General features: G+C 59.2%; 4 protein-coding genes. 3 read left to right on the forward strand and 1 reads right to left on the reverse strand.

Translation table 11 applies throughout. The features are described 5' to 3' along the window. Positions 1 to 54: 54 nt before the first annotated feature. Together F451_RS0124205 and F451_RS0124210 are read left to right on the forward strand one after the other, a co-directional pair. Positions 55 to 2,673 (forward strand): TRAP transporter permease, encoded by a 2,619-nt coding sequence (locus F451_RS0124205; protein WP_020684002.1) that lies wholly within the window; start codon positions 55 to 57, stop codon positions 2,671 to 2,673. Between the two features lie 67 nt (positions 2,674 to 2,740). Next, positions 2,741 to 3,187, forward strand: a complete 447-nt coding sequence (locus F451_RS0124210; protein ID WP_020684003.1) for a universal stress protein — start codon at positions 2,741 to 2,743, stop codon at positions 3,185 to 3,187. Positions 3,188 to 3,225: 38 nt separating this feature from the next. Here F451_RS0124210 and F451_RS0124215 read toward each other — a convergent pair whose 3' ends face one another. Beyond that, positions 3,226 to 4,131: a MurR/RpiR family transcriptional regulator gene (locus F451_RS0124215; RefSeq protein WP_020684004.1), complete on the reverse strand. Its 906-nt coding sequence runs from the start codon at positions 4,129 to 4,131 to the stop codon at positions 3,226 to 3,228. A 626-nt stretch (positions 4,132 to 4,757) separates the two neighbouring features. On the opposite strand from F451_RS0124215, the gene F451_RS0124220 reads away from it, so the two are divergent. Then, a partial coding sequence (locus tag F451_RS0124220; protein WP_420835292.1) for a TAXI family TRAP transporter solute-binding subunit occupies positions 4,758 to 5,266 on the forward strand: 509 nt, incomplete at its 3' end.

Genomic DNA, 5,266 nt, shown 5'->3' on the forward strand with positions numbered 1-5,266 from the left:
CGTGTAGCGATTTTGAACAGTTCTTACGGGCGCAGTCTATAAACCGGAGACGTTATGAGTGACCCCAAAAAAGACCCGCCAGTCTACGATGAGGCCGGGTTGCAGGACATGGTTGCGGCGACCGACAGTGGTGCGCGCAACCCGCAGGGTTTTCAGAAAATGCTTTTGCTCGGCACGGCGCTGGGATGGTCGTTGTTCCAGCTCTGGATTGCGTCGCCCCTGCCATTTTACGACTGGCCGCTGATCGGCAGTTTTGGCGTCTTCAATGATACCGAAGCGCGCTCCATTCACCTGGCGCTGGCGGTGTTTCTGGCGTTTCTGGCCTATCCGGCGATGGATGGGTCCCCGCGCGACCGCGTGCCGGTGATGGATCTGTTGCTGGCCTTGCTGGGCGCGTTCTCCGCCGCCTATCTGTTTATTTTCTACGTTGATTTGTCGACCCGCCCGGGGGCGCCGATCATGCAGGATATTGTCGTGGCCTGCGTGGGGTGCGTCTTGCTGCTCGAGGCGACCCGGCGTGCGCTGGGGCCTCCCCTGGTGGTGGTGGCGCTGGTGTTCCTGGTGTACACCTTTGCCGGCCCCTACATGCCGGAGATCATTGCCCACAAAGGGGCAAGCCTGAAAGAAGTGGTTAACCATCAGTGGGTCACCACCGAAGGTGTATTCGGGATCGCGCTGGGTGTATCGACCAGCTTTGTCTTCCTGTTTGTTCTGTTTGGCGCACTGCTCGACAAGGCCGGTGCGGGCAACTATTTCATCAAGGTGGCGTTCTCGCTGCTGGGTCACATGCGCGGTGGTCCGGCCAAGGCCGCGGTGGTCTCATCCGGCATGACGGGCCTGATCTCCGGCTCCTCGATTGCCAATGTGGTGACGACCGGTACCTTTACCATTCCCATGATGAAGCGGGTAGGCTTCAGTGCTGAAAAGGCCGGTGCCGTCGAGGTGGCATCGTCGGTGAATGGCCAGATCATGCCTCCGGTCATGGGGGCTGCGGCCTTTCTGATGGTGGAGTACGTGGGCCTGTCCTACGTCGAGGTCATTACCCATGCCTTTTTGCCGGCACTGATTTCCTATATCGCACTGGTTTATATCGTTCATCTTGAGGCCCTGAAGCAGAACATGCAGGGGCTGCCCCGCCGCGGTGTTGTGAGGCCCTGGCAGATGCGCCTGATGGGCATGTTGCTGGGCTTTATGGGAACGGCCGTCGTCGCCTTTGCGGTGTATTTCGGTATCGGCTGGATCAAGCCCCTGCTGGGGGATGCCGCCAGTATCGTCATCGCGCTGCTGCTCTTTGCCGTCTATGTGGGACTGATCCGCTTTGCGGCGGGCTACCCTGAGCTTGAGCTGGATGACCCCGACTCCGATGTGGTGGAACTGCCGGAGACCGGGCCGACCGTGAAATCGGGTCTGCACTTTATTCTGCCGGTGGTGGTGCTGGTCTGGTGCCTGATGGTCGAGCGTCTGTCGCCCGGGCTGTCTGCATTCTGGGCCAGTGTGCTGATGATGGTCATCCTGGTGACCCAGCGTCCGCTGTTTGCCTTTTTCCGCAAGCAAGGGCAGCTCGGGGCGGCGTGCCGGTCGGGTGTTGATCAGCTGATTGACGGCCTGATCACCGGTGCCCGCAACATGATTGGTATCGGCATCGCCACGGCGACGGCCGGCATTATCGTCGGCGCAGTGTCCCAGACCGGTGTCGGCTCGGTGCTGGCGGATCTGGTGGAGGTCATGTCTTTTGGTAACCTGCTGCTGATGCTGATACTGACGGCGGTACTCAGTCTGATCCTGGGCATGGGGCTGCCAACCACCGCCAACTACATTGTGGTGTCGTCGTTGCTGGCGCCGGTCATCGTCACCCTGGGGCAGGAGTCCGGGCTGATTGTGCCGCTGATTGCCGTGCACCTGTTCGTGTTCTATTTCGGGATCATGGCCGATGTGACGCCGCCCGTCGGGCTGGCGTCCTTTGCGGCCGCCGCCGTGTCCGGTGGTGACCCGATACGCACGGGCTTTGTCGCCTTCTTCTACAGTCTGCGCACGGCGATCCTGCCCTTCCTGTTTATCTTCAACACCGACCTGTTGCTGATCAACGTCGACTGGCCCCACGGCATCATGGTGTTTGTGATCTCGACTGTTGGCATTCTGCTGTTCACGGCGGCTACCCAGGGCTATTTCCTGGTGCGTTGCCGGCTGCATGAAACGCTGCTGCTGTTGCTGATTGCCTTCTCACTGTTCCGGCCTGGCTTCTGGATGGACCAGTTGGTGGATCCGTACGAGGCGCGAGAGGGGGCGACGCTGCTTGACGAGGCCGTGGACATTCCGTCGGGCACGCCGCTGCGGCTGCACGTTCTGGGTGAAGACGAGATCGGCAACGCACGCAGTTTCGTCGTCTTGCTGCCTGTGGGTGAGGGCGAGAATACACGGGACCGGCTGATGGATGCGGGGGTCGAGCTGCTGGATGACAACGGCAAGGCACTGGTGGATGCGGTGACCTTCGACAGCCGCGCCGAGCACGCGGGGCTGACCTTTGACCAGGTCATTGAGCGCGTCGAGATTGCACAGCCTCAGCCGCCCAAGGAGCTGATCTTTATTCCGGCGCTCTTGTTACTGGTACCCCTGGTGATGATGCAGCGTCGCCGGCGCGCGGCTCAGCCGCAGGCTGGCGCTGCGAGGGCCTGATAACCGGCCGCCCGCCTGTGGCGGGCGGCCCTGATTGAGCCGGCCACAGGCCGGGCGAGGACCGAACATGTTCAAGACGATTCTGATACCGGTGGACCTTGAGGAACCCGCTTTCGCGGAGCCCGCCATTGCCGTGGCGCTGCGGGAGCTTGATCGCGATGGCGGCCATATTCACCTGATGACGGTCATGCCGGGCTTTGTATCGCCGATGGTGGCGTCGTTTTTTGATCCTGCCGTGCTGGCAAAGGCCCACAAGGCAGTGGACCAGCACCTGGTTGAGTATGCCGCCACGCACCTGCCCGCTGATGTCGCGCATACGTTGTCAGTGCATCAGGGGCATCCGGCGGAACGGATCATCAAGGAGGCGGCGGCCATTAACGCCGACCTGATCATCATGTCGGCCCATCACCGTGGCCGTCTGGACAGTGCACTGCTGGGCTCGAACTCCGCCCGGGTGGTGGAACGTGCGCAATGTTCTGTATTGCTGCTGCGCGGTGCCGCTACGCAGGCCTGACGGGTCAATGGTACCTTATGCCTGAGAGCATCGGGCCTTCAAGACAGCGGCGCCAGTTCGCTGATCATGTCCTCCCGCCGACGCAGCGTGTCTATCGCTGCGTTGCCCAGTTTTGCCGCCACCTCGCTTAACAACGCCTCGCCCAGCACAAAGAAACCGGCCATGGCATTACTGTAAAACAGACTCCGGTTGGGTACACAGAAGCTGCTGTCGGCAAGCTCATGCAGCGGTGAATGTACAGTGTCGGTCAGTGCAATGATTTTGATACCGTGATGACGTGCAATTTCTGCGGTTCTGATAACACTGGCTGTATACGGAAAGCAACTGGCAACAACCAGCACATCACCTGGCTGTAATGGACTCAGTGCATCGGCGATACCTTGTCGCCCGGCATCCAGGGTGGCGGTGTTCGCGCGGATCATGCCCAGGGCATACCCCAGGAAATAACTCAGTGAGTAGAATTGGCGCACGCCATAAATGCGCACCTGGGGCGCTGTTGCGATCAACTCGGCTGCGCGGTCGAAGCTGGCGAGGTCGATGTTTTCGATCATGGATACAATGTTGCCGCAAGCCTGCTGAGCGAGCCGGCTGGGCAGGCCCGTCTCCTGCTGGTCACTTGGGTGCACCAGGTTACTGGCCTGCTCACTGTAAAAATGCAGCGGGCTGCCGGTAAGTTCGAGTTGAAACAGTTGCTGCAATCCGTTGAAGCCGCTTAAGCCCAGGCGCTGGGACAATCGGGAAAGCGTAGAGGCATTGACGCCGTGGCGTTCGGCGAGCTCGGTGATGGAGGCAATGGCGGCCTGTTCCGGGTTCTCCAGCATTGCATTCAGCACTCGGCGTGACTGTTGGCCGAGGCGGATCGGTCCCTGTTTGTTGTCCAGTTCCGCCAGCAATCGGCGCAGGCTGTCCAGGTTGTGGGGCGGTGTGAAGCTCGGTTCTGTCATTGCACGCTATCCGTATATCTGTTGACTCACGGCTATTGGTAAAAGCCGGATTATAACCTCTATCCAGTCCCTCACTATATGCATGGCTATTTGCGAGCTGGTTAAGGTGCAAATTAATTTGCATTTATGTTTATCTTCGCAGCGGTGAGCCATATCTAGACGCCAGCGGCCAGTCGCGCAGTTAGTAGCGTTCAAGCCTGGCCAGGGCGCCTCGCAACAGGGCATTTACAGAGATCACTTTATTCTCATATTTTTAAAGCAAAAATATTTGCATAAAAATATAATAGCAAATATATTTGCACATGGCTTCGTTGTACGAGATGGATCGCACAATCTGTCCTCACCATTTACCGTCATCGCGAATGTGTGCCTATGGTAAAGACAGCCTGTGGCCGATGTGATCAGCAACAGCGAAGGTTTGTGGCTTGATGTTCAGAGATGTTACGAAGAGCAAGTGTTGTGAGCGGCCGGCTATTAGCCTGGCGGGTATGAGATGCGGGTCTGTACCTGGTGTACGCGGCGCGGCGTCAATTACGAGCGGGTATCTAATTTAGAATAACAAGGAAAAGACAATGATGATCAAATTCAAGAATGCCTTTACTGCATCGGTACTGGCCGCGGGGGTCATGCTGTCGGGCGCGGCGCAGAGCGTGTCAGCGGCCGATCCGACCTATGTGACTATCGGCACCGGCGGTCAGACGGGCGTGTACTATGTCGTGGGTCAGTCGATCTGCCGCCTGGTGAATCGCGGCGCTGAGGAACATGGTATCAAGTGCACGGCACCCTCGACCGGCGGCTCTGTCGCTAACCTGAATGCCATTCGTGAAGGCGGTCAGGACATGGGTGTGGCCCAGTCCGACATGCAGTATCACGCCTATCACGGTACCGACAAGTTCGCAGAGCAGGGCCCCAACCCGGAACTGCGCGCGGTATTCTCCGTACACCCTGAACCCTTCACCGTGGTTGCCCGTAGCGATTCCGGCATCAAGGTGTTTGATGATCTCAAGGGCAAGCGGGTCAATGTCGGCAACCCGGGCTCCGGTCAGCGCGGCACCATGGAAGTGCTGATGGAGCGCAAGGGCTGGACGCTGGATGATTTCATGCTTGCCTCTGAGCTGAAGTCGTCCGAGCAGTC

Origin of the sequence: Marinobacterium rhizophilum DSM 18822, from assembly GCF_000378045.1 — a bacterium.
In the GTDB taxonomy this organism is placed as follows: Bacteria; Pseudomonadota; Gammaproteobacteria; order Pseudomonadales; family Balneatricaceae; genus Marinobacterium_A; species Marinobacterium_A rhizophilum.

Excerpts from the sequence above, each read along its gene's own strand:
- F451_RS0124205 (WP_020684002.1), top strand. The coding sequence starts at position 55 with ATGAGTGACCCCAAAAAAGACCCGCCAGTCTACGATGAGGCCGGGTTG.
- F451_RS0124215 (WP_020684004.1), bottom strand. The coding sequence starts at position 4,131 with ATGACAGAACCGAGCTTCACACCGCCCCACAACCTGGACAGCCTGCGC.
- F451_RS0124210 (WP_020684003.1), top strand. The coding sequence starts at position 2,741 with ATGTTCAAGACGATTCTGATACCGGTGGACCTTGAGGAACCCGCTTTC.